The sequence below is a fragment of the Microbispora sp. CL1-1 genome (genome assembly GCF_012034195.1).
Lineage (GTDB): Bacteria > Actinomycetota > Actinomycetes > Streptosporangiales > Streptosporangiaceae > Microbispora.
Window position 1 is genome coordinate 1 of record NZ_JAATEK010000155.1, and the last position, 804, is coordinate 804.

Annotated in this window: 1 protein-coding gene; it reads left to right on the top strand. The window is 64.6% G+C overall.

Annotated elements, in window-relative coordinates; translation table 11 throughout:
• Position 1: 1 nt before the first annotated feature.
• Positions 2–804 (top strand): Clp protease N-terminal domain-containing protein (locus HCK04_RS40390; RefSeq protein WP_277351643.1); only part of this gene is annotated, 803 nt, incomplete at its 3' end.

An 804-nucleotide genomic window follows, 5' to 3' on the forward strand; every position in this document is an offset into this window, starting at 1 on the left:
GATGTTCGAGAGGTTCACCGACCGTGCGCGGCGGGTTGTCGTCCTGGCCCAGGAAGAGGCTCGGATGCTCAACCACAACTACATCGGCACTGAGCACATTCTTCTTGGTTTGATCCATGAGGGTGAGGGTGTGGCGGCCAAGGCTCTGGAGAGTCTTGGGATCAGTCTCGAGGGGGTGCGCCAGCAGGTCGAGGAGATCATCGGCCAGGGGCAGTCGGCGCCTTCGGGTCACATTCCTTTCACGCCGCGGGCCAAGAAGGTTCTTGAGCTGTCGCTGCGCGAGGCGTTGCAGCTCGGGCACAACTACATCGGCACCGAGCACATTCTTCTGGGCTTGATCCGGGAGGGTGAGGGTGTCGCGGCGCAGGTGCTGGTGAAGCTGGGCGCTGATCTGAACAGGGTGCGTCAGCAGGTCATCCAGTTGCTGCACGGGTATCAGGGCAAGGAGCCGGCGGCGGCGGGCGGGCCGCAGGAGTCGGCGCCGTCGACGTCGCTTGTGCTGGATCAGTTCGGGCGGAATCTGACGCAGGCTGCGCGGGAGGGCAAGCTCGACCCGGTGATCGGCCGGGACAAGGAGATCGAGCGGGTCATGCAGGTGCTGTCCCGCCGGACGAAGAACAACCCGGTGCTGGTGGGTGAGCCCGGTGTGGGCAAGACCGCCGTGGTGGAGGGGTTGTCGCAGAAGATCGTCAAGGGTGAGGTGCCCGAGACGCTGAAGGACAAGCAGCTCTACACCCTCGATCTGGGTGCGCTGGTGGCGGGTTCCCGCTACCGCGGTGACTTCGAAGAGCGCCTGAAGAAGGT